This is a genomic window from Chitinophaga tropicalis (assembly GCF_009758205.1).
Taxonomy (GTDB): Bacteria; Bacteroidota; Bacteroidia; order Chitinophagales; family Chitinophagaceae; genus Chitinophaga; species Chitinophaga tropicalis.
This window is the reverse complement of record NZ_WRXN01000002.1, coordinates 289,017-312,769: the sequence shown is the minus strand read 5'-3', so window position 1 is coordinate 312,769 and position 23,753 is coordinate 289,017. Positions and strand designations below refer to the sequence as shown.

Sequence of the window (23,753 nt, the reverse complement as noted above, 5' to 3'; positions counted from 1 at the left end):
AAGCTAGAATCTAAGCTTGTTGATATTCTTTCAAATAGGATTTCAATTCCTTAATCTGCCTGTGGTGCCTTCTCACTATTAAAAATATCATAGCCCCGGCAAAGAGGAATGACAAGAGGAAAAGCAGCAGCATTTCTGTGGTAGCCAATCCTTCCAATCCTTTCCCGTAAAAGAACCGGCCTACGGTCAGCAATCCCACATAGAATGCCACGCTGAATCCTACTTCTATGCGCAGGCTGCGACGGGACATTGTGAGCAGCTGTTCCAGCCGTTCTTTCAGAAAATCGCTGAGATCAAGGTAATAGATTCCTCGGAGCTTTGCCCAGTAAAATCCCAGCAGCAATAAATAAAAGAACATACATTTTGTAAAGCCGGAAATGCTTCCCGGATAGGTAAATCCGTCAGACAGCATGGGAAATATAATCACCATCAGGAACATGCTGATCAGCATCATAGTGATGATCTTCTCATACTTCCTGCGCAGGGAAGCTATCAGGTCAAAGGTCTTGCCTGTCAGCATCTGTTCCAGCGCTGACATATCTTTTAAATGCAGTTGTGTATACATATTATTTTCTTTTTTCCACGAATTTTTAAGATTTTCCAGTTCCATTAGTCAGGGGTTTAAGATTGTCTTTAACTTCTTTTTTATCCTGTTCAGCTTAACACCAATATTTGATTCTGTTAGTCCCAGTATTTCCGCCATTTCACTATAAGGTCTTTCTTCCAGGTAAAGCAGTAACAGGGACCTGTCAAATTTGCTGAGCGAGTAAATAGCTTTCCACAGCTCCCTGTTATATTCAATATCCATTCTGCCCGGTGGTGGTTCAGCATGATTTTCCTGGTCCAGCGAGATAGCGCTGAATACAGGTCTTGAGCTCCTGCGCCTTATACCTGTAATAGCAGTGTTCAATGCTATCCGGTACATCCAGGTGCTCACCTTAGCTGTACGGTTAAACCGGGGAAAGGACCGCCATAGCTGCAGCACTATTTCCTGGAAAAGGTCTTCTATATCAGCCTTTTCCGTGCAATACATCCTGCATACGCTGAAGATAATACCCTGGTGTTCGTTTATGATCTGAATAAATTCTTTCTCCATACAGGATCAGTCGCCCGTAAGTCCAAAAACTTACACCACAATATAACTTTTTTACTTACCGTTCAGCAAAACGCCTGTGGCGGCCAGCACGGTAAAGGCGGCATTGAATCCTATATGAACGGGATAAGACATTTTGCCAAGTATTCCTCCGCAGGAGCAGGGAATATTGGTATAGAAGAAGTAGAGAGTGCCCAGGTAGAAGGTGAAGAGCAGCATGACGAAGAAAGCCAGCAGCAGCCCTGGTTTACGGGTGGCGGAGAAACAAAGCAGTCCCACTATCAGGAATTCGGAGCCCAGTACCGAAGGGCCCAGCAGGGACTTATCATATTTCACCAGCAATGGTGACTTGCTCATATCTGAAAGGAACAGGGAATAATCCAGCGCTTTTACCAGGCCGGCATACATGAAAAGCGTACATAAAAGAAATACAATAGCTGTCAGTACTATTTTTTTCATAACTCGTTCAGCTTAAAAAGAAGAATACTATAATCATAGGCGGCCACCAGGGTGTCATTCCATTTACCTAACTGCAACACGGGCCGGTTCCTGAACCCCGGCAGCCGGAAGCTGCCTTTATAGGCACCGCTCATGTTATCGTATACATCTACGGCGGGCCCGCGGTAACCGTCGGCTACGGCATCGGCGGATAACACATAGGAAAGCACGTAAAGGTTCTTTTCATCTACTGCGGCTGTTGAGTTGGCGATGATAGCTTTACTGGAAAGCATATAGATCTTTCCTGTTGGCACAGCTATATTGGTGGCAGGTGTTTTATCAATGGTTGTAAGTGTGGTTATCTGCCCGGATGTTTCATCATAACGAAGTATGTTACTGTTATAGAAAGGTATGTAAAAATGATATCCTCCTTTCCTGGCAAAGAATCCGTCTGCCGAGAGCCCCCCGTCCTCAAAATGCGGAAAACGATGTAATTCTTTCCCGCTTCCTGACAGTTTCAGCACGGCCTGCTGCTTTTTGTCGTCATAATCGGATATAAGCAATGTCTGCCCTTCTGCTCCTGCACTGTCCAGCATCTTGCGGGATGGCTGATAACGGTACATTTTCTTTCCCGTTTTATCGGCCATATAAAATATATGCGTTGCCGTATCCACTTCTATCCGGGTGATCATATCGGGAGCCTCAAAGAAGGTATCAATCTTCCCGGTTAACGGGCTATAATGGTATACGGTGTTCTTACTATATACGTATCCGTATATTTCCTGTGGTAATACCCGCATTACACTGACCCTTCCGGGAAACTGTACTGTGTCAATGGGTTGTAGCGTATAATGGCTGTAATCCCTGTTAAAGCCGGTAAAGATCCTGTCAGGTTCTGCGCCTTTTACCAGTATATACATGATGATTAAAGCCGTACAGAATAGTGCGGATAATAAGAGGATGTTCCTTTTCATAAAAAGGTGAAGGGTTGCATCAACAGTACAAATCAGGCTTGTTAAGAGATTGATACTACTGACACAACCCCTTTGTTTGAAAGTAAATTGGTAATGTGCTAATACTTCAGATCAGGGGCAGATATCTACTTTTATGCCCCATGTACCGGTAGCAGTATTACTACATTTGCGGTCAGGCTCACAATGGCAGTAAGGAATTCTTTTGGATTGACTTGCCTTTACAGCAACGGCAATTGAAGTGCCTGCTATAAGCACAAGCATCAGTAAAGCCAACTTTTTCATAGTTTGCAATTTGGGTTTTAAATGAAAAACAAGAGATAATAAAAACTACAGGTTACACGATTTAGATTTTGGGTTATTTTGTTGTAATGTTTTTGTCCGGGTTATCGTTTACGATGCTATGAAGCTAATAAATGTTTTTAAATCAACAAAGAATATTTTCATTTAATTGTTTACCCGTTCAGCGTTCTTTTACATTGCGCATGATTTAAAATTCAGGCAAAAAAGTTAACTTCCTTTAAAAAAATGCGATATCTTATCTTCCTCATCTTCTGCATCGCTTTTAGTACTTCTCATGCACAAACAACTACAGATTCAGTAAAAGCTGCGGTAGATAATCTCTTCACAGCCATGCGTAATGCAGACAGCGCGGCACTGATAAAATGTTTTGCTCCCGGCGCAATCTTGCAGACAATAGTAAAAGATAAACAGGGCATTGTCAGCATAAGAACTGATGCCGTGACTTCGTTTGCCTCTAAAGTAGCAGAGATAGCTAAGAATGCAGCAGATGAACGTATTGTATACGATGTGATAAAAATCGATGACGCCCTGGCATCTGTATGGACTCCTTATACCTTCTATTACCAGCAGCAAAAACATCATTGCGGCGCTAACTCCTTCCAGCTTGTGAGATTAGCCGAAGGATGGAAAATACAATACCTCATAGATACGCGGCATAAAAACGGATGCGAATAGCACAGTTGTTAAATTAATTCTGAATCACCTTCAGAACTGCATTGAGGCATTATCTTTGCGACGTCAGAAGATAATAAGCCATAACTATGCCCGGAATGCACACTATCATTAGAAGACTACTTTTTTCAGTAGCGTCCTGCTGCTTATTTTTCTCAGCCAGCGGGCAACAAACCACCATCAACTTTACACTGAAAGAACCTGGTTATGTAACACTGGTTGTTGAAAATAATGCCGGTGTAAGAGTACGTAATCTTATTTCTGAGACCTTTTTCCCCGCAGGAAAAAATACTGTTCAATGGGATGGTATGGACGACCTGGGAAGGGATGCTGATGCTGCAGACCATGGAGAATATCATATTCCCGGGAGACTGGTTGCACCCGGGCAATACCGGGTGCGTGGCATTGTGAGAGGAAAGATCACTCCCAGGTATGAGTTCAGCGCTTATGCTACCGGCAATCCGCCATGGAGAACAGACGATCATGCAGGTGCGTGGCTGTCAGATCACACAGCTCCGCAGGCAGCATTGTATGTTCCGGGAACAGCCTCTCCTACCGGTAACCCGACAGTATTGCTGGGCAATTATGTTGCGGAAAGCGCTGACGGAATGGCCTGGGTGGACCTGGACGGCCGTAAGCGCGGAGGACGCAGCTGGCTGGGCGGAACATGGACAGTAGCGCCTTTCCTGGCCAGCGACGGTAAGACCAAGGTCTATGTTGCATCTGCCTGGGAAACAGCTGCTAAACAGCCAGGCGTCGGAGAACTTCGACTCAACGAACTGATACCTAATAAGCTGAATAACTATAACATGCGGAAAGTATTGGATTTTCCGCTGAATGCCGCCTCACATGAAGAACTGATCTCCCTTATATCCGGCCTGACCGTCTCTAACGGTATCGTATATATCAGTATGGGGAAAAGAAATAACCTCCTGCTGATTGATGTTGCTAAAGGCAAGCTGATTGACAGCGTACGGATCAATGCTCCCGGAGGACTGGCCATTGATGGGGCCGGAAAACTCCTGGTGCTTTCAGGAAATAAGCTGCTGCGATATCCGCTTACGGGACAACTGAAAACCGCGAAGGCTGAAACTGTTATTGAGCAGGGCCTGGAAGCTCCTTATGCCCTGACACAGGATAAGGACGGACGCATTTACATCAGCGATCGTGGTAAAAGTCATACAGTAAAGGTATTCAGCCCCGCTGGCAAATATCTGCGGGCTATCGGCGCACCCGGAATACCAGCTGCTGGTCCGTATAATCCGCAACACATGAACAATCCTGCCGGGTTAACTATAGACTCCCAGCAGCAGTTATGGGTTACAGAAGCTGATTTCCTGCCCAAGAGGGTAAGTGTATGGTCGCTCGATGGTAAACTGCTCAAAGCATTCTATGGCCCTTCCAAATACGGTGGCGGTGGAACGCTGGACCCGCAGGATAAGTCCCGCTTCTATTATGCGGAAGAAGGTAAAGGGGCAATGGAATTCTCTCTGAACTGGCAGACAGGTACATCTACACTGAAACAGGTCTATTACCGGCCTGACAGCGACGATCAGCAGCTGGCATTCAGGAATGCAGCTCCTGAAACACCGTTCTATGTGAACGGGAAAAAATACTTTACAAATTGCTATAACAATAGTCCTACCAGCGGACAACCCACTGCATTCATCTTTGCAGAGCGGAATGGTCTTGTTTATCCTGTAGCCGCTACCGGACAAGCTGCGCAATGGGATGTATTAAAAGATGATGCTTTCAGGTCTTCCTGGCCACAGGGCACAGATCTGCGCAATAAAGGACAGGCATTTTTTATCTGGCAGGATAAAAATGGGGACACAAAGGTACAACCCGGGGAAGTTTCTTTTCAGAAAGGTTCCAATGGTGGTGTAACGGTAATGCCTGACCTTTCTTTCTGTGTATCCAGGCTTAATGGTAATGCAGTACGGTTTTCTCCTACCGGTTATACGGAACGGGGAGTTCCTTTATACAACATTTCACAGGGGAAAGTACTGGCAACAGGCGTGCTGTCGCCTGCGTCTTCCGGGGGCGACCAGGTACTGGCCGGACCGGACGGATGGACAGTGGTTACACAGGGCGTAAAGCCTTTTGACGCCTTATCCCTGAGTGGTGTAAAGAATGGCGTGGCGGCATGGAGCTATCCGGATGTATGGCCGGGGTTACATGCTTCTCACAGCGCTCCGCAGAATGTGACTCCCGGAGAGCTGATAGGCACTACCCGCCTGCTGGGAGGATTGTTCTCTGCTAAAGGCTCTGACGCTGGTCCTTTCTGGGCCGTGAACGGTAACCACGGGAACATTTATATTTTTACGGCGGACGGACTTTTTGTAGCTACCTTATTTGAACTTATGCGTAATGGCGGGAAATGGCGTATGCACTCCTACAAGCGTAATATGGCGCTGGATAGTCTTACTCTTGATGAAGAGAACTTCTGGCCTACTATCAATGCGACGGCAGATGGTAAAGTATACCTTGTGGATGGTATACGTACAGCGATTGTGCGGCTGGATGGTATGGAGACCATCAAAAGATTGCCTGACCAGCTTATTACTGTTAACCAGGCATCTCTTAACCGGGGACTGGCAGCATTGGCAACAACCGAGGCTGTTCGCCAGCAGAAAGAAGGCAGTAAAGAGCTACAGGTGAAGATATTGTCTGCTGCTCCTGTGGTAGATGGTAAACTGAATGAATGGTCGTTAGCTGCATGGGCTGATATTGATAAACGCGGAGTATCAGCATATTTCAATTCCAATTCAAAGGCATACGATGTAAGCGGCGCCCTGGCTGTTGCCAGCGGACGTTTATACGTTGCCTGGAAAACCGGAGATGCACAGCTGGCGGATAATTCAGGGGAAATGCCTACAGCATTGTTCAAGACCGGTGGCGCATTAGATCTCATGCTGGGAGCAGATAGTAAGGCTGCACCTGGCCGTACTGCTGCTGTTGCGGGAGATTGCAGGCTGATCGTATCTGTTGTGAATGGTAAGCCGCAGGTGTTGCTTTACCGGGCTGTAGTGCCGGGCACAAAGAATGAGAATAAGATAGCGTTCTCCTCTCCTTCCAGGACTATTACATTCGATAAAGTGGATAATGTAACTAACCTGGTGCAGTTTGCTGCTTCCGGTGGTAATTATGAGATATCGGTGCCGTTAAATGTGTTTGGTCTGCAGGTTGCAGATGGATTGAAGATAAAGGGAGATATAGGTGTTTTAAGAGGGCCGAAAGGGGAAACTACTTCGAGAGTATATTGGAGTAATAAGGCGACAGGATTGACTGCCGATGTGCCTTCTGAGGCGTTGCTGTATCCTGGTTTATGGGGGATTTTCCGTTTCGCGAAATAAGGAATGAAAAGTTGATCAGAAAAGGATGCTTTTGCCGCAGGGTAAAAGCATCCTTTTTTTATGAGTGGGTTGGCTCCTTACAGGAATGATATTTGTTCCGGCAAACGGACAACAATCATCTTATGAGTTTACAACCCAGGCCGGAACTTACTGAAAGTGAAGTACAGAAAGGACTGAAAATGGTTATATGGGACGGGCTGCTGGCCGAAGTAATGACATCCTTCACCGGCAGCGCTTTCCTCATATCCATGGCCTTGCTGATGGGAGCAAACAACATACAGATAGGCCTGCTGGCTGCATTACCTACGTTCACCAACCTGTCACAGCTGCTCTCTATCTGGCTGGTGCGTAAATACAATAACCGGCGGGCTGTAGCTGTGTATTGCGCCTATCTTGCCAGGTTTCCTCTTATTCTTATTGGCTGCAGCGTTTTATGGGTAACCGGGGGCTCTGTCAGCATGCTCATCTTCTTTCTTTTCTTCTATTACGGCTTTGGTTCCATTGCCGGTCCCAGCTGGAACTCATGGATGAAAGATCTGGTACCGGAAAATATGCTGGGTACTTATTTCTCCCGCCGTACCCGGTATACCCAGAGTGTGGATGTGATACTGAGTATTATACTCGGCATCTCACTGGATTTTATAAAGCGCCGGTACCCGCAACTGGAACTGAGCACTTATGCTATCTTTTTCATTGTTGCCGGTAGCTTTGGTATGCTGGGCGGCTACCTGCTGTCTAAGGCGCCAGAGCCCCAATCCTTTCTTACAAGCGCCAATATTTTTTCACTGTTCAGGCAGCCTCTGAGGGATATCAATTTCCGCCGGTTGCTGATCTTTAACTCCGCCTGGGTATTTGCTTTGAATATAGCTACTCCCTTTTTTACGGTATTTATGATGAAAGGAATGGGACTACCTATCTCCTATATCATCATCCTGCAGATCATCAGCCAGCTGTTCAGTATACTTACTTTGAGGATCTGGGGCGTCTTTGCAGACAGGTACAGTAACAAGAGCATTATTGCGCTCAGTGCGCCGATCTACATTCTGTGCATCATTGCATGGTGTTTTGTAGGGATCTATTCTAAAATGTATGCTAACCTGGCTTTACTGGTTGTCATTCATATTTTTACCGGCGTCTCCACTTCGGGCATTAACCTGTCTCTTACCAACATAGGACTGAAACTCGCTCCACGGGGAGATGCTATCGTTTACCTCTCTGTGAAGAACATCATTACTGCTGTGTTCTCTTCACTTGGTCCTATAGCAGGCGGTATACTGGCAGATTTCTTTACTCACAGAAGCCTGCTGATCTCCGCACAATGGAGCGGACCGGAGAGCGGCAAATTATTGCGGCTGGTGTCTTTGCATGAATGGAATTTCCTCTTCCTGATAGGCGCTGTGCTGGCGCTCTTTGCATTGGAACTGCTGGCTTATGTAAAAGAGCTGGGAGAAGTCCAGAAAGATATAGTAAAGCGGATCATGCGTACCAGTATAAAGAGTAACCTGAAGGAATATTTCCTGATAGGAAATATCATCAGCTGGCATGAGCAGCTAAAAACTATTGTAAAACATAAAATAAGAAGAAAAACGGCTAAAGCAGCGCATTAAAATGCTCATTGCCCCTTTAACATCCTGAGGACTTTCCATAGATGCTCACATTGTACCAGATCTTTCACAGGTGACAATTGTAATACATCTTTACGTACCTGGTTCAACGTTCTGATATCAGGAAGAGTATCTTCCGGCAGATAAACCATACAGGCCAGCGCTGTTTTCAGTATGGTAGCCTTTACACGCATGCTGTGTGGCGAGTAGCGGGCGGGATGCAGGTGGATATATTTTCCCGGTTCATTGCCTGGCAACAGTATCCAGCGGGAAGTGTCAGAAAGTGTTATTTCAACATAACCGTTATGTTGTTCCAACCATGTGTAATATGTTCCTTCATCTTTTATCCCGGCATTATTTATGTGCAATATTACTTCTTCATATAGTACAGGCAGGTTAAGTACGCCATAATATATATCCATCTGTGAATTGCCTGATATTTTGATCAGTTGGGTAAATGCCTCAGGCCTGGCGGCCGCTGCCTGCTCCCGGATGTACTGGCGGTGGTGTTTGAGTGCGTTGAAAAGGATGTTATTTATAGCGGGCATATCTGTATCAAAAATACGGTATTATGTACAACACAAAGCATAAAACAGACAATAGCAGTACCATCAGTTTTAATTTCCTTTGATATGCAGCAATTTTGTCGAGGGAGTTTTTTGGTCTGCGGCCGGCTAAAAATATCAGTATTTTTTATTGGATTGATTTAAATAATCTGTTATGGCAAAAACAATAGCCCGGAACCTGGTAGAGCAGCTTGTAGCCGCAGGAGTAACCCGGGTACACGGCGTAGTGGGAGATTCTCTCAACAGCATTACTAACGAGATACGCCTGCACAAAGGAATAGAATGGGTTCATTACAGGCATGAGGAGGCAGCCGCCTTTGCTGCCGGTGCGGAAGCACAGTTAACAGGCAAACTGGCTGTATGTGCAGGCAGTTGCGGGCCCGGCAACATGCATCTTATCAATGGCCTGTATGATGCTCACCGTAGTATGGCGCCGGTACTGGCTATCGCGGCCCAGGTACCCAGCACTGAGGTAGGCACCTCTTACTTCCAGGAAACACGGCCTGAAGCCCTGTTCCGGGAGTGCAGCCATTACTGTGAAACCATTGCTTCCGCCAGGCAGATGCCCCGTGTATTGCAGATAGCCATGCAGCATGCTGTTGGACTGAGCGGAGTGGCTGTCATTGCTCTCTCCGGCGATGTAGCTACAGAGAACATAGCAGACAATGACCTGGAACATTGCGTGCTGGTAAGTAAGCCTGCCATAAGGCCTTCCGACAGCGAGCTGGAAAAGCTGGCATCACTCATCAACCAGTCCGGTAAGGTATCCCTGCTTTGCGGCAGCGGATGTGCAGGCGCACATGACGAACTGATAGACCTGGGACATAAGATCCTCTCTCCTATGGTACATGCCCTTCGTGGCAAGGAACATGTGGAATATGATAATCCTTTTGATGTTGGTATGACCGGCCTGATTGGATTCGCTTCAGGATTTCATGCAATGGACAACAGTGACCTGCTGATCATGCTGGGCACTGACTTTCCGTATAAAGACTGGTACCCCGCAAAAGCTAAGATAGTACAGGTAGATATACGTGCTGAAAGGCTGGGAAGGCGTTGTCATATAGAGCAGGGCCTGGTGGGCGACGTGAAGACTACATTGACCTGTTTGCTGCCGTTGTTACAGCAGAAGAGTGACCGTTCTTACCTGGATGAATGTGTAGCGCATTATAAAAAGAGCAGGGAAACACTGGAAGGGAAGGCGGCTGACAAAAATGACGCTTCTCCTATTCACCCGGAATACCTGACCTATATGATCAATAAAATGGCAGCAGATAATGCCATTTTCACTGCCGATGTGGGAGAACCCACTGTATGGGCTGCACGTTATCTGCATATTAAGAAAGAACAACGCCTGTTAGGCTCCTTTAACCATGGCTCCATGGCCAGCGCGATGCCTCAGGCCATTGGCGCACAGCTGCAGTATCCCGGGCGGCAGGTGATTTCTTTATCCGGAGATGGCGGCTTCTCCATGATGATGGGCGATATTCTGACAATCCTGCAATATAACCTGCCGGTGAAGATTATCATATTCAATAACAGCTCCCTCGGTTTTGTAGCGATGGAGATGAAAGTTGCCGGATTGCCCCCCTTTGGTACGGATATGAAAAACCCTGATTTCGCGAAAATGGCAGAAGCTATAGCGATAAAAGGCATACGGGTGGAACAATCCGGTAATATAGAGCTGGCACTGGAAAAAGCCTTTGCACATAATGGCCCGGTACTGATAGATGTAGTAGTGAATCCTTCTGTGCTGGTAATGCCACCTAAAATAGAGTTCTCACAGGCAAAGGGATTTGGTATGTATGCGTTGAAACAGATCTTTAACGGTAACGGCAAAGAAGTCTGGGACACGCTGAGTACAAACTTTATTGATTGATATGTTTTTCAATACAAAAAAGGATCTCTGATTCATACAGCGCTCTCTTTTTCCATCCCTTTTCAGATTCACTGAAAGGATGACTGATCAGGTAGCTTTTACCATACTTGTTCTTTTTGGAAGATATGGCATAATGCAACAGTCCGTCCTCTATCACCGACAGAAGATGCATTTCCTCAAATGGCATCAGTTTCCGTGTGTACAACCCTGGTATCTTTTGATAGATGTTCCGGGTATTACTATCAAAGATATAGGTCACATTTGCATTAAATACAAGGTCATACAGAGCGAAACAGCCCAGTACAAATCCAACAGAGAGGACGCCCCATGTGGTCTGGTGATAGAGATTCAGCAAAGGCGTACAGGTCAGTATGCCTGTAGCTACTACAGCTATCACAATATCTTTGACAAGATAATCCCGTTTAGGTTGTATGCTTAACCGGCTGTCTGTGATCTTTAGTCTATAGGTATCTATTATATCGTTCATTGCTGTGTAAAGCTTTTTAAAGTACCATCTGCATTGAACTCTATGGAATATCGTTCCCTGCTCCCGCTGATACTGTTGGGATACCAGCTCGGCTGTTTTCTCCAGACGGTCATGTATGTGTGAGTTGATTGTTTTGCGCCTTCTATTTCCGATGCTTTCTCATTATAAAGTTTCGTGATACCGGCTATATGAACAAAGTTGACCAGATCCAGCGGTACCAGCCTGTCTTCAATATTATCACGTACAGATAATTGTTCCGGCTGGGGCTCAGACCATTTCCCGTTCCGGTACTGATAGTTATCTACATATCTGGGGTTTTCGGGATGGCGTAGCATGAGACTGATATGGCCATCGTCGTAAAAATGAGCTGTCTGATAAACATAGATCTCCTTTCCTGCATATTGGGGCAATGCTCTCAGGGCGGCTTCCGCCTTCTTCAAAGCGGTTGTATCTGTCAGGAATTGTTTGCTCTTACCGTCTGTATGCGTGTCTATATGGACAGAGGTATGTGTTTCAACCACTGTTCTGAGCACCTCTTCAACCTGCTGCTGTATGTTTACTGCGTCAGGCACCTGATATTCCGTATGCGTTTGTGCCTGTGCCTTCGCTACGGTATCAGCAGGGTGTAAAGTTTCGTCTACGCTCTTAACTATTTGTTTACAGCTGGTGAAGAGCATAAAGAAGATCAATAAACGGATAAGATGATATGGTTGTAACTGCATATTATTCAATTTCGTTCAGGTCACTGGTGAAAGCGATGCGTTGAGGATCGTCTTTGAGGTAGAAAATGGAAACGCTGTCCTTCCTGGTACTTTCGAGGTCAAGCAGGTCAACGATCTTTTTGAGACTGACCCTATGCCCCCTGTTTCTGTAGTCAACAAATTCCAGCTCAAAATTTATCATCGGCTGCTCGTTGATGTAGGTGCCGGTCTGACTGGCTTTCAGCAGCTTAGCGGTTGTTTCTATGCCTTTCAATTTGATCAGAGCGGAATCAGTAGGCGTTCCGGCGAATCGTCCGAGTATCCCTCCTATTAAAAGCCGATAGCCAAGGATGATGGCAGGGCAAAGTAACAGCGGATGTTCCCATGCCATAAAACGCCATCCCATACCCTCACTTTCCAGCCAGTAACTAAAGCTATAATAGCCGGTTATAACGGCCAGCAATGCCAGCCAGCCAAGATTGAGCAGCAGTATGATCTTTTTGTCTATTTCGGCTTCACTGGTGGCGAAGATGAAATAAGGAATGCGGCTGACTTCCTTATCTATGACAATGTCAATCTTTTTCCCGGCCTCAAAGCGACGTTCATCCGGCCGGCCATCATTTACACTGGTTCTCTGTGTGATTTCCGTACCTACCAGGTTCCTGAATGACAGGTTTAATTTATAACTGTCATATCCCTTACGGATGCAATCCAGTTTCTGAACATCGAGAATAGTGGCTTCCCTGTGCTCCCCGTTCTTTACCAGTTGCCCGATATTACGTTTTATTATAAATGGTTGCAGTATCCAGCTCCTGTAATAACCGGCTAAAAGAACAAGCCATAATATGATTGACAGTAATATAAGACCAAGAGACAGCCAGGGGTTTGTTGCGCTGTAGTCAACAGGCAGCCCGCTCTCATACTTGATGTTATAATACAGGAGCATCGGAAAGGGCACCGCAAAGAAAAAGGCATAGAGCTTCCAGAACATAAAAAATGCTTTTTTCATTTTAGTGTGTATCAGTGGATAAGCCCATGATCTCCCCCAGTTCGTCTGTTAAACGTTGCATGGGTTTGGTAAAAAAGAGGCCTTGTCTCAGCATGATCCTCTTTTCACGTCCACTTTCTTCCAGGATCATTATTGCCGAGACATTCAGTGGTATAAACGCAGCGCTCATTTTGGAAATGAGGAAATGATCAAAGCTGGTGAAGCTGTAGACCTTTTCACTGCTGAATGCAGTTGCCTTGATAACTATCTGCCGGGAAGCTACGTCAAAGCTGGCTTTACCTGTACTTCTCAATATGCCGATACAGCCTACAAAAGCGAATATAGCAGCCACAAACCTGGCGCCCTGATTCAGACCACTTAGAAAAAGGGCTATTGCTGCTGCAAACGCCAGCAGCGAAAGGGAGTAATAATATACTTTCTGTCCCTTCAGGAAAAAGACGCTTCCTTCCTGTTCAAAATACTTAAATGATTGTTGCATGGGTCTGTTTTAATAATCTGACAATCTGGTCATGGATGAAAGGCCGGCAGAAAACCCTGCCGATTAACCAATGAAAGCAAATTTGTCCTCGAACATTTTGCCAATAACCGGGATGGGTTTAAGAGCGCCATTGGCGGCATTGATCATCCCGATGATCCAGAATATGAAGAGTGCGAAACCTACCAGGCCAAGAAACGACAGAGAAGGTACCACATGTGCGATAACGCGTAATATTATATTCAGCGCGATACTTACAACGGCCAGTCCCAATGCCTGGCGCAAATGGTATTTCAATAAATTATCAGCTTTTTCCTTTCCCTGGAAGAAAGCGATCAGCCAGCCAATAATGGTAATGTAAGAAATGATAGAAAGTGTTTTGTTGCTCATAGTGTTGTTTTTTTAAACTGCTACAAAGCTGCTGACAGATGAGGCTTATTCCAAATTCCGCTATACTACGGAATGCCTACAGCCTTGTAGACCGGGCGACTACAATACGTCTACATATTTTTCATTTCACATGATTATCAACATATTAACCGGCTACATTTTTCTGTCCATTTTAAGTTTCTGGTAGTTACCTGCTGATGTTTGTCCTATTTTTGCGACTATGAGATACAGCCTTCTGATAAATGTTGTCCGGATCAGCCTATTCATTTTTGCAGGTACTGCACAGGCGCAGCAAACCAATCTCGGGACGGAAACACCTGCTCAGCTTACACGCATGGCAGAGGTTTGCCGGTTAAGCGAAGACTATCAGCAGGGAATTACCAGGGCCAGGCAGGCCATTCAGAAGGCGATGGAACAGAATGACCTGACGGAAGTAACAAAGGCTTATACGGTATTGACCAACATCCTGGCTAATACGAAACAATATGCCCTGCTAAAGAAAACAAGCGATACTACGATGTTATTTGCCCAAAAGGCAAAAACTTCGACAGCAATGGCCTATGCACTGTATATACAGGCCGTACTATATAATACAATAGACAATGCAGAACTGGCCGCCAGCTACTGCTACAAGAGCCTTAAAGCGGAAGAACAGGCCCCTGACCCATATATTGCCGGCAAAACCTATTACCTGCTGTATGCCCTGAACTCGCGGTGGGACCATATAGAGAACGTGAATACCTATGCCCGCAAGGCTACTGAAAATGCTTTACGGGCATCAGACTACAATCTGCTAAGTAATTGTTATACAGCCAGGTCTGTAGCCGCAGAATATAATTATCAGCAATCAGGCAGCACTGAACAACGGGATAGCATCCTTTATTTCCTGGAAAGAGTGGAAGAGCTTTATCGCCTCCACCCGGAAGGTATTGCTAAAAAGACCTTTGGTATTGCCTGTATAAATATAGCCGACTATCAGTTAAAGTATTTCCAGGGTTCTGAAAAGGCAAAAGCAGCTGCCATTCACTATGCCAACCTGGCCCGGGAGACACTGAAAGACGCTACCGGCGGACAGGAAGTACTGGCCAGCAGCCTGGGTATATTAAGTATGCTGGCTATGCAGGAAAAGAATTTTTTACAGGCAGAGAACTATCTGCTGGAGGCCTATCACCTGATGACAGACCTGGAAACACCTTATTATTATACGCTGGTCAATATAGCCACTTCGCTGACAAGCCTGTACGAACAGACCGGCAACTACACCAGGGCCCTTGAATTTCAAAAGAAAGTGACCCTGTATAATAGTAAGCTCTTTAGTGAAAAGCAGGCATTGAATGCTCAGAAACTGGAAATACAGTATGAGACTGAAAAAAAAAATAATGAGCTGCTCATGCTGAAGCAAAGTGAAAAGTATAACCGGATGCAGAAGTACCTCTATTCCGGTATTGCCGCTATTTCTGTGCTGGGTCTCATCTTTATGTTCCGCTCGTATCACTTCCGGTTACGGTACTCCCTGCAAAGGGAAAAACAACTCCACCTTGAAAAGCAGGAAGCCGAGCTGCAGATGAAGCTGGAAAAGGAAGAGCAATCCAGGCTGAAAGCAGAACAGGAGCTTTTGGAAATGCAACAGCAACAGCTGCAGAAGGAAATGATGGCCAGCCAGCTGCAACTGGACCATAAAAGAGAAATGTTGCTGCAACTGAAAGAGAAACTCAATGATAACGGCCAGGTAAATATAAATAAGATATGGAATGAGGAGCTGTCGCTCGATGATGATTTCGAGGATGTAAAGCTGCAGATCCAGCGGGTGCATCCGGAGTTCTTCTCTCAGCTTAATGAAAAGGCCCTTCAGAAGCTGACGCCCCTGGACCTTAAGCTTTGTGCCTATCTTCACCTTAAAATAGATACCAAAAAGATTGCCCAGATGCTGCATATAGAGCCCAAGAGTGTACGCATGAGCCGTTACCGTATAAAACAGAAACTGGGATTGGGAAAAGACGAAGACCTGAACCTCTTTTTACAGCAACTGGGTTAGGAAAATGCCTGAGATGACTCTATTGTAAACTGAATTGCAGGTAAAATATTGTTCCTTCTCCCGGGTAACTCTCAAACCAGATCTTTCCCTGCTGCGCTTCCGTATATTCTTTACAAAGGTATAACCCTAAGCCTATCCCCTTTTCATTCCTTGTACCGTAGGTAGATGCAATGTTCAGTGAGAAAATATCTCCCTGCTTCTCTGCCGGGATGCCCAGTCCATTATCTCTTATGGTGATCAGTGCAAGCCCGTTATCCTGTACTGCAGATACATGTATTTCCCCTCCTACCGGTGTGAATTTAATAGCGTTGCCTACCAGGTTGCGCAAAACTATCTGCAGCATGCTGGCGTCTGCCTGAGCTGTAAGGTCATAATCAATCTCCTCAAAGATGGATATATCTTTCTGCTTTGCCAGGGTTTTGTAATTATCTATTATGGTAACAAGGATATCTGCGATATTATGTTCCTTTATTATGGGGTTGGCCGCTTTGAGCTGTCTTCGGGACCATGAAAGGATATTGGAGAGCATCTCCTGGGTACCATTGACAGATGCCAGCAACTCTCCTTCCATTTTCTTCCTTTCCTCAAGAGAAAGGTCGTAGGTATTGATCACTTCCAGGTAAAGGGAGATGGATGCCAACGGGGAGCGCAGATCGTGTGAAAGAACGGAGAAAAGCTTTGTCTTTTCGTTATTCAGCGCTTCCAGCGCCTGCGTCTTTTCCTCTACTATTTTCCGTTCTTTATAAAATGCCTGTTTCAGGTAGAACAACCCGGCAAAGATGATGATAAGAAAAAACGCCAGGGTAAATGAAAGCAGGGATGCGCCTCTTACCCCATCACTGAAAAAATAATTTACAGCAAAAAGCGCCAATACCAGTGCAGAGGTAATGGCCAAGCTCAGTTTCATTTGCTTTTTGAAACGGGCAAGGTAGTATATTCTTCCAACCAGGAATACTTCCCCCTTTTGGATGGTTTTTAAACAATGTGTTAGCCATTTACGAAACATGGGTGCGAAAATACAACTTCGCACCCGAATATTTTATGTTATGAAGATTAGCTTTAATAAGCTACCAGCTGAATAGAAGTAACGAAACAGCCTGGCCCGGTAAGTCCGTATATACGGTAAGTTTACCCTGACTGGCCTGTAAAGGTTCGGGTTCATGCAGCTGTTGCAGCTGACCGGCAGCTTCCAGTTTGCGATACTGTTCATTGCTTACCTGCTGGGGGCTGCCCATGGCTTTCCAGATTTCATAGGAATTACTGTGATTATTATCTATACGATAATGTGTCAGACGTACCTTCCCGGATGGTATACCATTGATATTTAAACAAACAGGATCAGGCTGGCCAATACTGTCTTTGTCGTGATAATTCCAGACCATGACTGCCAGTGTCTTTTTATCTCTCGCTGCCAGCGTTCCGATATCTGTTTGTGATCCGCGAACGCTGGAGTCCAGGATCTGGTTCAGGGTATACTGACGGTTGGAAACCGTATTGACGAAATTCCCTTTCATCCTGCCGAACATGCGGAAAACGTTCAGTACCGGTTTATCAATACCGTTGGTAGCCAGGTCGCGGAAGCCGTAGAACCAGGGCTGGTCTTCAAATTCAAAGGCCCAGGTCACCGCCCCTGTCAGGTTAACGCCATATCTTGCGGCCAGTTCAAATTTGCGGGCAAAAGAAGCTGCTGTATAACTGGAATACATAGTACCGTTGCGATAGGCATTCTGCGGATCTGTTGCCATACCACAGGCAGCGCATCCTTCAGGATCGGATTCACCTATGATGATGGGTATATTCTTTAGCTGCGGATAGGAACTGATCAATTTGAAGTTATCAGCAATATTGCGAAGCTGGTTCCGCATGCCCATTACCACTCTGCCGTTAACAAGGCGGGGAGAGCCTTTGGCATGGAATAATATAGCATCCAGCGGGGCTCCTGTTTTACCTGTTACATAATTAGTGTCAGTTAGACAATGTTTAATAAAGGCATCAAGAAATTTTGTTCCTCCGCCGGTAACATCAGCCCCTCCAATCCTGGCTGTGGGCAGGGCGCGTTTTACAGCTGCAGCGGAATAGTCGTACAGCTTGAAGAATTCTTCCCTGGTACCTTTCCAGTACCCGTAATCCGGTTCATTCCATAATTCCCAGTACCAGCTTTCCACTTCTTTTTTGCCATAGCGTTCTACGGAATGTTTCACCCATTGGTATACCAGCTCGCCCCATTTGTTGTAATCTTTCGGAGGATAGGCCCAGCCGGTGAAAATGTTCTGATAGGGATAGCCGGGTTTCCAGTAGTGGCGGTATGGTTGCGGCTTAGAGGATAATGCTTCCGGCATGAAGCCTATTTGCGCCAGGGGTTTCATCCCCCGTTTTATATAAGTATCAAAGATGCTGTCAATAATGCGCCAGTTGTAAATGGGATTGCCCTGGGCATCTTCTGTATAGGCGTTGGTAGAGCCCCATTTCAATGCTGCTTTACCATCGCCGGTCACCAGCAGGCTGTGCGCCCTTACGTAAACCGGGACAGAGCTGAGAGCGGAAAGTTCAGTCAGGAGCTTTACTCCGTCTTTCATGTAAGTGTAATTAGGCTCGTCATAACCGAACCATGACCATATAGGCTTGACAGGACCTCTTTCCTGAGAGGCATTCACCTGGATAATGGCGGTGTCAGGTTTCGCAGCCTTTCCCTGAAGAGCAAGGAAGAGCGCTGGCAGAACAATGAGTATATGTTTCATAAATGGAATTTGACCGGAGGTTAAGATATAAAAAACAATATTAAGGTTCATGAAAATCTGTTAATTCAGTTTATATTCTCAGCCGGCCACAGGCCTAAAAACCGCCCTCAAAAAATTGATTTTTGCCGAAGACGATATCAATTTTTTGAGCAGTTTTTCACGTTAAACTAACACTGGTTTGAATGTTATTTCTCAACATTACGTGCAACTAAAGAGAAGGCTTTTACATATTTTTGTTTTGCTTTCATTCAAACCGAACCCACTATGCTGTTTTACAATATCCCCTTTAACCCTGTTATCTTCTGGATCATCCTGGCGGAGATCATTATCTTCTTTACCCAATTGCTTTCCTGGCTGGGCAGGCCACATGAAAAACAACGTTTGTGGCATGTAACCTTCGTAGGGCTGCTCATTATATATAACCTGGCAGAGAACATGTTTGATATGCCGGACAGCAGGATTCCCCTGCCTACGATGTTACAGATCATTATTAACCAGGGAGCGGGATATGTAGTAACTGCTTATATTCCCTTTTATTGCTATAAAACGATGAACCTGCCAACCCTTCGCTTCCATGGGGTATATGGTTTCCTGTTCCTGCTGGTGCCGTTCCTTGTCTTTTATTGTATCTATTTACCGATCACGGGCAACCTGGATAATACATTAATATATACATACAGCATTACAGGCATGTATGCTATTGCCGCTATTCTTCATGGCAGCCTGGCTACCGCCCGGCAATACAAACGGGAGAAAAACAAGGCGCTGCTCCTGGAAAGGATCTGGATACTGGCGTCTCTTTTCTTCTGGTGTTCCTCCCCTGTTATCGGCGTTTTCCTGGGGCAACCCAACTGGATAGTGGGCGTGTTCAATAATGTAGTGTACATGCTGATGAACATTGTCCTGATGCGGCAAACCGTACGGCAGTCAAAAGCAGAATACCTTCAGCTGCAATCAGCCAATATTACTCTGGCGGAAAAGGTAAAGGAAAGGACCGCACAGCTGGAAAGGTCTACCGAGCAACGCACCAATGCCTTTGTGAACCTGGTACATGAAACAAAGACGCCTATCACTCTTATGAACAATCACCTGGAAGAATACATCCATAAACAAGGGTATAATGAAGATCTGCTGATAGTAAAAAGAAACCTGGACAAGCTGAACAATGATATCAGCAATCTCTTTGACCTGGAGCGCTATAATAAAGGACTGCCCGTTTACAATTACAGCCAGGTAGTGAACTTTAGTGAGATACTAAAGGATAACCTGCTGTTATTCAGAAGCTACTGCGAGAAAAAGAAGCTCTCACTGAAAGAAGATATTGCAGATGAAATGCTGGTAAAGGCAGACCCGGAAGCTATTAACAGGATCATTGTGAACCTGGTGGAGAATGCCATCAAATACACCGGGGAAGGCGGTACTGTCAGGGTGACACTCAATGTACAGGATGATAAGATCAGGTTTTCTGTGGATGATAATGGTATAGGTATAGAACCGGGCCAGCATAAAAAGGTATTTGAACCTTACTACCAGATCAACTCCCAGAAAAAGAGCGCCCAGGGTATGGGGCTTGGGCTTCCTATGGTTAAAAAGGTGATAGACGGACTGGCTGGCAGTATCACCATCAACAGTGATGCCTCCAGCCGTAAAGGCACCCTTGTAACCGTACTGCTGAGCCGTCATGTGCCGGCAGATAATGAGCCGGTACTGGCAGACTATAAGGTAACAGCATCTTCGGGCCTGGAGATCAGGGAACAGCCCATCAGCGATACTCCTTTCAACCCGGGGAGGCAGACTATCCTGCTGGTGGAAGACAACTATTCCATGGCTGCCTATCTCTCAAAAAAATTAAAGGAGAAGTATAATGTATGTGTGGCGTTTAACGGGAATGAAGCGTTAAAGAAGATCCGCGAATATCCTGTTCCGCCTGACCTGATCATTTCAGACGTCATGATGGACCGGCTGGACGGGTTCAAATTTGCCCGTATTATAGCAGAGAACGCTGACTATAACCACATTCCTTTCATTTTCCTGTCAGCCAGGTTTACCAGTAAGGATAAACTGGAAGGACTGAAGCTGGGCGCTCTCGATTATATTCCCAAGCCTTTCCGTATGCCGGAACTGATCCAGAAGATCAATTCTGTCCTGGATAATGCCCTGCGCCAGAAAAAGACCCTGCTTAATAATACTATCAGGGCGCTCAGGAACCTGGAAAATATTGCCCCGGCAACAAACAGTTTTGAGCAGAATTGTAACGCTTACCAGTTAACTTCAAGGGAAACCGATATATCCAGGCTTATTTGCGGGGGGCATTCCTATAAAGAGATAGGAGATTCCCTTTTTATCTCCGAAAGCACGGTTAAAAAGCATGTTCAGAATATATTTGAAAAACTCGAAATATCAAATAAGGTGCAGCTGGTCAACAAATTGCAGGGGTAACCCGAAATGCGCCACAGCAGGACATTGTACTCCCAAAGAAGTAGAAAAATAGTCCTATTGCCGTATTGTCTTTCTGTTCCGGGATAGTGAAATTCGTTTCATGCGTAACCCTCGTTCTGAAAGACAGATCATCACTATTTTCCATTCTGCCCTGCATGAGATAGGCACCCCGGTAAACGGTATTGTCACAGCCGCCAGCTTATTAAAAGATGAGATGGAGAAAGGCAATACTAAAACAGTTAACGAATTACTGGAGATGATCTCTTCTGCCGCCGGCAACCTTACAGACACTTTTCAACGGATCCGGCAGACCGTCCGGCATGAAGATATCCGGAAATTCCAACTGGTACAGGAGGTCTTTAACTTCCGTAAATGGCTGGATAACCTGCTGTTATCTATGCTGCCCCTGTTTATAGAGAAGCAGATCTCCGTTGTAAAGCATATTCCTGACTGTTTCCCTTCAGAGGTATTAACGGACAGGGTATACCTGAACCAGGTGATCAACAATATATTGATGAATGCCCTGAAGTATAGTCCGCCGGAAACTGTGGTGACCCTCAGTTGTTTTACCCGGGATGAATTCTTCTGTATAGAAGTAACTGACCAGGGCAAAGGTATCCCTTCTGAGCATCTTCCCTATATTTTCCGGGAATATTATACCCTTGCGGAGGATGTTCAGTTAAGATTTGGCGGAATAGGGCTTGGGCTCAGTATTGCCCGGGAGCTGACAGCGCTGATGGGCGGAAAGATTGAGGTGAGCAGTAAGAAGGATGAAGGAAGTACGTTTACGGTGATGATACCAGTCAGCATCTAATCCATATCCATAGCTATTTATCTTTACCCCGGAAATTGCTTCCGGGGTTCTTTTTGTGTATCGTTCCTTCCCTTCATCTCCTCCTTTCAGGTATGTTTCAGGCATATCTTAAGCATGTTTAAAGCATGTTTAAAGCATGTTTAAAGCATGTTTAAAGCATGTTTAAAGCATGTTTAAAGCATGTTTAAAGCATGTTTAATGTATGTATTGCGGTAGCTATTCAGCACCACGGTATTTTTCCGGTATATCGGTTTTATACCGATTAATTTAGTATATTAATGGTGTACGACGAATCTGATCAACTCCAATACCCCGGCACATGAAATATGGAAGTATTAAAAATTACATTAATGGCAAACTAAAGGAAGCACACTCAGAAAGGACTTTAAAAATAACCTCCCCACTGGATGGGACCTTGTTAGCCGAAATACCCTGCTCCACAGCAGCCGATCTTGACGAAGCGGTAGAAGCCGCCCGCACAGCCTTCCCCGCCTGGAGCAAAACACCTGTCAAAGAACGGGTCCAGGTATTCTTCCGTTATAAATATTTACTGGAACAACATTTACAGGAACTGGCCGCCCTGGTAAGCGAGGAAAATGGCAAAACCATGGGCGAGGCTGTTGCTGAAGTAGAGAAATGTATTGAACTGACTGAATTTGCCACTTCTCTGCCCCAGCTTATTACCGGCGAGGTGCTGGAAGTCAGCAAAGGTGTGGAATGCCGCACCTCTCATGCTCCACTTGGCGTAGTAGCCTCTATTGTACCTTTCAATTTTCCTGCTATGGTCCCTAACTGGACCATTCCCAATGCTATAGCGCTGGGTAACTGCATGATCATGAAACCATCCGAAAAGGTGCCTCTCAGTCTTACGCTGATAGCAAAATGGCTGAAGGAAGCGGGGTTGCCTGACGGGGTATTCAATATTGTAAATGGCGACAGTGAGATTGTCAATGCCATCTGCGATCATCCCGGTATCGAGGCTGTCTCATTTGTGGGATCTACTAAAGTAGCGAAGATAGTATACCGCCGCGCTACCCAGAACCTGAAACGCTGCCTGGCGCTGGGAGGCGCCAAGAACCACCTGCTGGTGCTGCCTGACGCCAAACCTGACATGACGGCCCAGAATATTGCAGCCTCTATGAGCGGCTGTGCAGGACAACGTTGTATGGCAGCGTCTGCCATGGTAGGTGTTGGATCGGTAGACCATATTATAGATAAGATCTGCGAGGAAGCACGGAAGATAGTGCCCGGAGAAAACCTGGGTGCGGTGATCAACCGGGAATCCAAGGAAAGAATAGAACGTTATATCACCGAAGCAGAACAGCAAGGCGCCCGTATACTGGTAGATGGCCGGGGCGCCACAGTGAATGGTAAAGAGAATGGCACCTATGTAGGGCCAACCGTAATAGATCATGTAACACCGGATATGGCCGTAGCCAGGGAAGAGATCTTTGGCCCGGTGATCAGTATACTGCGTACCGATACACTGGACCAGGCACTGGATATTGAGAATGCCAGTCCTTACGGTAATGCAGCCTCGGTATTCACACAGAACGGCGGCATGGCACGTTATGTAATGGAGAAAGCCAGCGCCGGTATGATAGGGGTTAACGTAGGCGTTCCCGTACCCCGTGAACCTTTTTCTTTTGGCGGATGGAATGAGAGTAAATTCGGTGTGGGAGATATAACCGGTAAAAGTTCAATAGAGTTCTGGACAAAACTGAAGAAGAGCACCACAAAATGGAACCCCGAAGAAGGGGTGAACTGGATGAGTTAACCTAAT

Annotated in this window: 21 protein-coding genes; 8 read left to right on the top strand and 13 right to left on the bottom strand. The window is 45.8% G+C overall.

What is annotated here, in order from left to right; all coding sequences use genetic code 11:
- Positions 1 to 10 precede the first annotated feature (10 nt).
- From GO493_RS07040 to GO493_RS07020, 5 genes are all read right to left on the bottom strand, one after another.
- On the bottom strand, positions 11 to 565 hold the full coding sequence (locus tag GO493_RS07040; RefSeq protein WP_157305432.1) for a hypothetical protein: 555 nt from the start codon (positions 563 to 565) through the stop codon (positions 11 to 13).
- A gap of 48 nt (positions 566 to 613) precedes the next feature.
- Positions 614 to 1,096: an RNA polymerase sigma factor gene (locus GO493_RS07035; protein WP_157305431.1), complete on the bottom strand. Its 483-nt coding sequence runs from the start codon at positions 1,094 to 1,096 to the stop codon at positions 614 to 616.
- A 51-nt stretch (positions 1,097 to 1,147) separates the two neighbouring features.
- Positions 1,148 to 1,552 carry a MauE/DoxX family redox-associated membrane protein gene (locus GO493_RS07030; protein ID WP_157305430.1) on the bottom strand — a complete coding sequence of 135 codons (405 nt, stop codon included), beginning with the start codon at positions 1,550 to 1,552 and terminating at the stop codon, positions 1,148 to 1,150.
- The gene (locus GO493_RS07025; protein WP_157305429.1) at positions 1,549 to 2,505 is read right to left on the bottom strand and encodes a hypothetical protein; all 957 of its coding nucleotides are present in this window, start codon (positions 2,503 to 2,505) and stop codon (positions 1,549 to 1,551) included. The genes GO493_RS07030 and GO493_RS07025 overlap by 4 nt, the downstream gene beginning before the upstream one ends.
- A 111-nt stretch (positions 2,506 to 2,616) precedes the next feature.
- Positions 2,617 to 2,787, bottom strand: coding sequence for a hypothetical protein (locus GO493_RS07020; protein ID WP_157305428.1), 171 nt, complete (start codon positions 2,785 to 2,787; stop codon positions 2,617 to 2,619).
- 243 nt (positions 2,788 to 3,030) lie between these two features.
- On the opposite strand from GO493_RS07020, the gene GO493_RS07015 reads away from it, so the two are divergent.
- The 3 genes from GO493_RS07015 to GO493_RS07005 all read left to right on the top strand — a co-directional run bounded on the left by GO493_RS07015 (position 3,031) and on the right by GO493_RS07005 (position 8,440).
- A complete protein-coding gene (locus GO493_RS07015; protein WP_157305427.1) occupies positions 3,031 to 3,480 on the top strand; it encodes a hypothetical protein in 450 nt (149 codons plus the stop codon).
- 95 nt (positions 3,481 to 3,575) lie between these two features.
- Positions 3,576 to 6,833, top strand: coding sequence for an NHL repeat-containing protein (locus GO493_RS07010; RefSeq protein WP_157305426.1), 3,258 nt, complete (start codon positions 3,576 to 3,578; stop codon positions 6,831 to 6,833).
- Between the two features lie 122 nt (positions 6,834 to 6,955).
- A complete protein-coding gene (locus GO493_RS07005) occupies positions 6,956 to 8,440 on the top strand; it encodes an MFS transporter (RefSeq protein ID WP_157305425.1) in 1,485 nt (494 codons plus the stop codon).
- A gap of 5 nt (positions 8,441 to 8,445) precedes the next feature.
- Here GO493_RS07005 and GO493_RS07000 read toward each other — a convergent pair whose 3' ends face one another.
- Positions 8,446 to 8,985, bottom strand: coding sequence for a hypothetical protein (locus GO493_RS07000; protein WP_157305424.1), 540 nt, complete (start codon positions 8,983 to 8,985; stop codon positions 8,446 to 8,448).
- Between the two features lie 172 nt (positions 8,986 to 9,157).
- Here GO493_RS07000 and poxB point away from each other — a divergent pair, with 172 nt between their 5' ends.
- Positions 9,158 to 10,882 carry a ubiquinone-dependent pyruvate dehydrogenase gene (gene poxB / locus GO493_RS06995; protein ID WP_157305423.1) on the top strand — a complete coding sequence of 575 codons (1,725 nt, stop codon included), beginning with the start codon at positions 9,158 to 9,160 and terminating at the stop codon, positions 10,880 to 10,882.
- On the opposite strand, the gene GO493_RS06990 is transcribed toward poxB, so the two are convergent.
- From GO493_RS06990 to GO493_RS06970, 5 genes are all read right to left on the bottom strand, one after another.
- Positions 10,872 to 11,369: a hypothetical protein gene (locus GO493_RS06990; protein ID WP_157305422.1), complete on the bottom strand. Its 498-nt coding sequence runs from the start codon at positions 11,367 to 11,369 to the stop codon at positions 10,872 to 10,874. The genes poxB and GO493_RS06990 overlap by 11 nt on opposite strands.
- Positions 11,366 to 12,091, bottom strand: coding sequence for a hypothetical protein (locus GO493_RS06985; protein WP_157305421.1), 726 nt, complete (start codon positions 12,089 to 12,091; stop codon positions 11,366 to 11,368). The genes GO493_RS06990 and GO493_RS06985 overlap by 4 nt, the downstream gene beginning before the upstream one ends.
- Position 12,092: 1 nt before the next feature.
- The gene (locus tag GO493_RS06980) at positions 12,093 to 13,061 is read right to left on the bottom strand and encodes a hypothetical protein (protein WP_232538779.1); all 969 of its coding nucleotides are present in this window, start codon (positions 13,059 to 13,061) and stop codon (positions 12,093 to 12,095) included.
- A gap of 19 nt (positions 13,062 to 13,080) precedes the next feature.
- Positions 13,081 to 13,557, bottom strand: a complete 477-nt coding sequence (locus GO493_RS06975) for a hypothetical protein (protein WP_157305419.1) — start codon at positions 13,555 to 13,557, stop codon at positions 13,081 to 13,083.
- A 63-nt stretch (positions 13,558 to 13,620) separates the two neighbouring features.
- Positions 13,621 to 13,944, bottom strand: coding sequence for a DUF4870 domain-containing protein (locus GO493_RS06970; protein WP_157305418.1), 324 nt, complete (start codon positions 13,942 to 13,944; stop codon positions 13,621 to 13,623).
- Between the two features lie 220 nt (positions 13,945 to 14,164).
- On the opposite strand from GO493_RS06970, the gene GO493_RS06965 reads away from it, so the two are divergent.
- Positions 14,165 to 15,979, top strand: a complete 1,815-nt coding sequence (locus GO493_RS06965; RefSeq protein ID WP_157305417.1) for a helix-turn-helix transcriptional regulator — start codon at positions 14,165 to 14,167, stop codon at positions 15,977 to 15,979.
- Between the two features lie 19 nt (positions 15,980 to 15,998).
- Here the strand turns inward: GO493_RS06965 and GO493_RS06960 are convergent, their stop codons facing one another.
- Together GO493_RS06960 and GO493_RS06955 are read right to left on the bottom strand one after the other, a co-directional pair.
- On the bottom strand, positions 15,999 to 16,886 hold the full coding sequence (locus GO493_RS06960) for a sensor histidine kinase (protein ID WP_198315563.1): 888 nt from the start codon (positions 16,884 to 16,886) through the stop codon (positions 15,999 to 16,001).
- A gap of 160 nt (positions 16,887 to 17,046) precedes the next feature.
- Entirely contained in the window at positions 17,047 to 18,717 is a 1,671-nt protein-coding gene (locus tag GO493_RS06955; protein ID WP_157305415.1) for a GH39 family glycosyl hydrolase, read from the bottom strand.
- Positions 18,718 to 18,981: 264 nt separating this feature from the next.
- Here GO493_RS06955 and GO493_RS06950 point away from each other — a divergent pair, with 264 nt between their 5' ends.
- The 3 genes from GO493_RS06950 (at position 18,982) to GO493_RS06940 (ending at position 23,747) form a co-directional block, all read left to right on the top strand.
- Positions 18,982 to 21,156, top strand: a complete 2,175-nt coding sequence (locus GO493_RS06950; RefSeq protein ID WP_157305414.1) for an ATP-binding response regulator — start codon at positions 18,982 to 18,984, stop codon at positions 21,154 to 21,156.
- A 100-nt stretch (positions 21,157 to 21,256) separates the two neighbouring features.
- Positions 21,257 to 21,970 carry a sensor histidine kinase gene (locus tag GO493_RS06945; protein WP_157305413.1) on the top strand — a complete coding sequence of 238 codons (714 nt, stop codon included), beginning with the start codon at positions 21,257 to 21,259 and terminating at the stop codon, positions 21,968 to 21,970.
- Between the two features lie 319 nt (positions 21,971 to 22,289).
- Positions 22,290 to 23,747, top strand: a complete 1,458-nt coding sequence (locus GO493_RS06940) for a CoA-acylating methylmalonate-semialdehyde dehydrogenase (protein WP_157305412.1) — start codon at positions 22,290 to 22,292, stop codon at positions 23,745 to 23,747.
- The last annotated feature ends 6 nt before the right edge of the window (positions 23,748 to 23,753 follow it).

Excerpts from the sequence above, each read along its gene's own strand:
- GO493_RS06940 (WP_157305412.1), top strand. The coding sequence starts at position 22,290 with ATGAAATATGGAAGTATTAAAAATTACATTAATGGCAAACTAAAGGAA.
- GO493_RS06990 (WP_157305422.1), bottom strand. The coding sequence starts at position 11,369 with ATGAACGATATAATAGATACCTATAGACTAAAGATCACAGACAGCCGG.
- GO493_RS07005 (WP_157305425.1), top strand. The coding sequence starts at position 6,956 with ATGAGTTTACAACCCAGGCCGGAACTTACTGAAAGTGAAGTACAGAAA.
- GO493_RS07035 (WP_157305431.1), bottom strand. The coding sequence starts at position 1,096 with ATGGAGAAAGAATTTATTCAGATCATAAACGAACACCAGGGTATTATC.
- GO493_RS06955 (WP_157305415.1), bottom strand. The coding sequence starts at position 18,717 with ATGAAACATATACTCATTGTTCTGCCAGCGCTCTTCCTTGCTCTTCAG.
- GO493_RS07025 (WP_157305429.1), bottom strand. The coding sequence starts at position 2,505 with ATGAAAAGGAACATCCTCTTATTATCCGCACTATTCTGTACGGCTTTA.
- GO493_RS06950 (WP_157305414.1), top strand. The coding sequence starts at position 18,982 with ATGCTGTTTTACAATATCCCCTTTAACCCTGTTATCTTCTGGATCATC.
- GO493_RS06945 (WP_157305413.1), top strand. The coding sequence starts at position 21,257 with ATGCGTAACCCTCGTTCTGAAAGACAGATCATCACTATTTTCCATTCT.
- GO493_RS06965 (WP_157305417.1), top strand. The coding sequence starts at position 14,165 with ATGAGATACAGCCTTCTGATAAATGTTGTCCGGATCAGCCTATTCATT.
- GO493_RS06970 (WP_157305418.1), bottom strand. The coding sequence starts at position 13,944 with ATGAGCAACAAAACACTTTCTATCATTTCTTACATTACCATTATTGGC.
- poxB (WP_157305423.1), top strand. The coding sequence starts at position 9,158 with ATGGCAAAAACAATAGCCCGGAACCTGGTAGAGCAGCTTGTAGCCGCA.
- GO493_RS06985 (WP_157305421.1), bottom strand. The coding sequence starts at position 12,091 with ATGCAGTTACAACCATATCATCTTATCCGTTTATTGATCTTCTTTATG.
- GO493_RS07030 (WP_157305430.1), bottom strand. The coding sequence starts at position 1,552 with ATGAAAAAAATAGTACTGACAGCTATTGTATTTCTTTTATGTACGCTT.
- GO493_RS07000 (WP_157305424.1), bottom strand. The coding sequence starts at position 8,985 with ATGCCCGCTATAAATAACATCCTTTTCAACGCACTCAAACACCACCGC.
- GO493_RS06975 (WP_157305419.1), bottom strand. The coding sequence starts at position 13,557 with ATGCAACAATCATTTAAGTATTTTGAACAGGAAGGAAGCGTCTTTTTC.
- GO493_RS06980 (WP_232538779.1), bottom strand. The coding sequence starts at position 13,061 with ATGTTCTGGAAGCTCTATGCCTTTTTCTTTGCGGTGCCCTTTCCGATG.
- GO493_RS07010 (WP_157305426.1), top strand. The coding sequence starts at position 3,576 with ATGCACACTATCATTAGAAGACTACTTTTTTCAGTAGCGTCCTGCTGC.
- GO493_RS07015 (WP_157305427.1), top strand. The coding sequence starts at position 3,031 with ATGCGATATCTTATCTTCCTCATCTTCTGCATCGCTTTTAGTACTTCT.
- GO493_RS07040 (WP_157305432.1), bottom strand. The coding sequence starts at position 565 with ATGTATACACAACTGCATTTAAAAGATATGTCAGCGCTGGAACAGATG.
- GO493_RS07020 (WP_157305428.1), bottom strand. The coding sequence starts at position 2,787 with ATGAAAAAGTTGGCTTTACTGATGCTTGTGCTTATAGCAGGCACTTCA.
- GO493_RS06960 (WP_198315563.1), bottom strand. The coding sequence starts at position 16,886 with ATGAAACTGAGCTTGGCCATTACCTCTGCACTGGTATTGGCGCTTTTT.